At 70.8% G+C, this 3,352-nt stretch carries 2 protein-coding genes and 1 pseudogene; 2 read left to right on the forward strand and 1 reads right to left on the reverse strand.

Annotation, left to right across the window (positions count from 1 at the left end; genetic code table 11):
* Positions 1-142 precede the first annotated feature (142 nt).
* Positions 143-622, reverse strand: coding sequence for a PPOX class F420-dependent oxidoreductase (locus tag U9983_RS27300; protein WP_322756764.1), 480 nt, complete (start codon positions 620-622; stop codon positions 143-145).
* Between the two features lie 260 nt (positions 623-882).
* Between U9983_RS27300 and U9983_RS27305 the strand changes: the two genes are divergently transcribed.
* Both U9983_RS27305 and U9983_RS27310 read left to right on the forward strand, forming a co-directional pair.
* Positions 883-2,865, forward strand: a complete 1,983-nt coding sequence (locus U9983_RS27305; RefSeq protein WP_322756765.1) for a thiamine pyrophosphate-binding protein — start codon at positions 883-885, stop codon at positions 2,863-2,865.
* Between the two features lie 112 nt (positions 2,866-2,977).
* Positions 2,978-3,352: pseudogene (locus U9983_RS27310) on the forward strand (hypothetical protein); the annotation flags it as partial.

Consider the following 3,352-nt stretch of genomic DNA (forward strand, 5'->3'; position numbering starts at 1 on the left):
AACGGCCTACCACTCCCACGACACGCAGCTGACCGGCGCCGTCCTGCGAGCACCCGGCCTGCCGGCGTCCTGGTACGACTGGGCCCGCGCCCGGGTGGGTTGACGGCCAGGTCCCCTTCGCGCCGGGCACTCCGTGCGCCGGTCATTCGGCCGACAGACCGTGCGCCTCGTGCTCAGCCGGCGGCGGGTTATGGGTCAACCAGTCGAGCCTGCGCGCTGCGGCCTTCTGCACCACGATGACGAAACATACCCGGCCCGGTCCCCGTGATGGAAAGGGAGCGCTGGTGTACTTGATGGAGATCGGATCCATATAGCGGCAATCCGGGTCGGGCCTGACCTCGGCCACTCTTCCCTGGATGGCGGCCATTCGGTAGGGATTCGCAAGGTCGACCACGGACAGCGCGACTCTGGGATCGCGCCGCATGTCCTTCGCCTTCCAGGTTGAGTCGTCGGTGCAGACCAGCAACCGCTCGCCCTCCACGCCGATCCAGACCACCCAGCTACGGGGTGATCCGTCGGCCCGCAAGGTGGAGAGGTGCACATAGTTCGGACCGTCCACAAGCTCGCGTACGTCGGCTGGGAGGAGGGTGACTCCCTCGTTGCGTTCCCCGGTGCGGTTCACGCACCGTGGCAACCGGCGACCCGAGGCGCCTATTCCCGTCGTCGAAAGCCCTCGGTGAAGCCGTCGTTGAAGCCGTCGCCTGGACGTCATCCCCGCCTGGGTCTGTACTGTTCCAGGAAACAGATGGACGACAGCAGCCCATCCACCCATCTCACAGCCGTACCGCCGCGCAGCCTCCCGCGAGGAAGACGCCGTGATGGTGACCGCAGACCTCGATCACCCGCCGGCCGGCGCCGGCACAATCCGTGAAAGGCCACGCCATGTCCGCTAAGCGGCCAGAGCAGCCAGAGCAGCCGGCTGAGACGTCCGGCTGGCATCGGGTGGACGCCGAGGATCTGCCCGACGAGGGTCGGGTACGTACCGCCGTGGTCGGTGGCCGCAGTGTGGCGCTGACGCGGTGCGGGGGGTTGCTCTCGGCGCTGGAGAACCGCTGCCCGCATCAGGGCGGCCCGCTCGGCGAGGGGTCGATTGAGAACGGCTGGCTGCGCTGTCCGTGGCACGGCTACGACTACGATCCCACCACGGGGAAACCGCCGGCGGGCTTCACCGACGCGGCGACCGCCTACGCCGTGCACGAACGGGACGACGGGGCGTTCGTGCAGCTGCCGCCGGCGCGGATCGAGACCCGCACTGTCAGCGACGTTCTCGTGGACACCCTGGTCGCGTGGGGCGTCCGGCACGTGTTCGGCATGGTCGGGCACTCCAACCTGGGCTTCGCCGACGCGCTGCGCCGCGCTGAGGCGCGTGGCGAGATCACCTATATCGGTATCCGGCACGAGGGCGCCGCCTCGTTCGCCGCCAGCGCGTACGGCAAGCTGACGGGACGTCCGGCGGCGTGCTTCGCGATCGCCGGGCCCGGATCGACGAACCTGCTGACCGGTCTGTACGACGCGAAGCTCGACGGTGCGCCGGTGTTGGCTATCTCCGGGCAGGTGCCGTCGAAGGTTCTCGGCCGGGGAGCGTTCCAGGACCTGGACCTCTCGGCGGTATTCCGGGACGTCGCGGTGTCCACGGCGACGGTGCAGGCCGGCAGCGACCATGGCGAGCTTGCGGCGCTCGCGGTCAAGCACGCCGTCGACGGACGCGGGGTCGCGCACCTGGTGCTGCCGGACGAGGTGCAGGTACTGCCGGCGACCGCGGCAGCGGTCCGGCCCGACGGCCGGCTCTCCGACCGCCGCAGCGGTCCCGACGCCACCGCCGTGCGGACGGCTGCCGATCTGCTGCGCCGCGCCCGACGACCGGTCATCATCGCGGGGCATGGCGCCCGGCCGGCCGCGGCGGCCCTGCGGGCGCTGGCGGAACGGCTGGGTGCACCGGTCGCGACAACCTTCAAGGCCAAGGGGCTACTGGCGGACACCCATCCGCTCGGGGCGGGTGTGCTGGGCCGCAGCGGCACCCCGGTCGCCAGCTGGCTGATGAACGAGGCAGACCTGCTGGTCGTCGTCGGCGCGTCGTTCGCGAACCACACCGGCATCGCGCCGTACAAACCCGCCATCCAGATCGACGATGACCACGCCGCCATCGGCCGCTTCCAGAAGGTGGACGTCGGGGTGCTCGGCGACGCCGAACTGAGCCTGCTCGCCCTGGCGGCGGCCCTCGACGGCGGTCCGGCTGGTACCACGGCCGGGGTGGACCAGCGGCCGGACGTGGCGGCGCGCTGGGCATTGTGGCGGGCTGAAAAGGCGCGCCGCGTCGCCGACGACCGGGGCCGGGGACTGTCCGCGGCGGCGGTCTTCGACGCGCTCGGGCGGCACATCCCCGCCGACGCCGTCATCAGCGTCGACGTCGGCAACCACGCCTACTCCTTCGGCCGCTACTTCGAGTCCGCCGGCCAGCCGGTGTTGATGTCGGGCTACCTCGGTTCGATCGGCTTCGGCTACCCGGCCGCGATCGGCGCATGGGCAGCCGACCCCAGCCGCCCGGTCGTGGCCGTCACCGGCGACGGCGGCTTCGGCCAATACCTCGCCGAAGTGACCACCGCGGTCAAGTACGGCATCGGGATCAAACACATCCTGCTCGACAACGGCGCCCTCGGTAAGATCAGCAAAGAACAACTCGGCGAGCAGTTCCCGGTCTGGCAGACTTCGCTGCACAACCCCGACTTCGCCGCCTACGCCCGCCTCTGCGGCGCCGCCGGCCACAGTGCCACCCATCCCGGTGACCTCGACGATGCGATGACGGCCCTGTTCACCGGCGACGGCCCCGCGCTCCTGCACATCCGCCAGGACGCCGAGCTGCTGTAACCACAGAGGCCGCGCGGCAGCTGGCCATCGCGGCAGCTGGCCATCGCGGCACCTCGGCCCAATTCCGAGCCCAACCGGGCGCCCATTCCACCCCGAGGAAGGAAGAGCGGCCATGAGCGGAACCGACCAGCTACCTGATCGTTTCGGGCAGACCCGGACGTCCCTTCACACCCTGGCCGAACACGTCCTGGCTGCGTCCCGCTACCGGGCCACCGGGCGGATCGGCCTGGTGCTGCGGCCCGGCGGGTTCGGCACACCGCCCTTCGGCCCCGACCACCGGACGGTCAGTGTCGAGGGCTGCAAGCTGGTGGTCCGCGCAAACGGCGAGATCGGGCGGACGGACATCACCACCCTGCGCTCCGCCGGGCAGGCCGCCGGCATCGAGCCCGGTGCCCCGTCCGCCGTCTACACCCCCGCTACCAGCCTTGACCTGGACGCCCCGCTCGTCGTCGATCCGACCGCCGCCCAGTTGATCGCCGACTGGTAT

Source organism: Protofrankia sp. Cas3 (assembly GCF_963555955.1).
Lineage (GTDB): Bacteria > Actinomycetota > Actinomycetes > Frankiales > Frankiaceae > Protofrankia.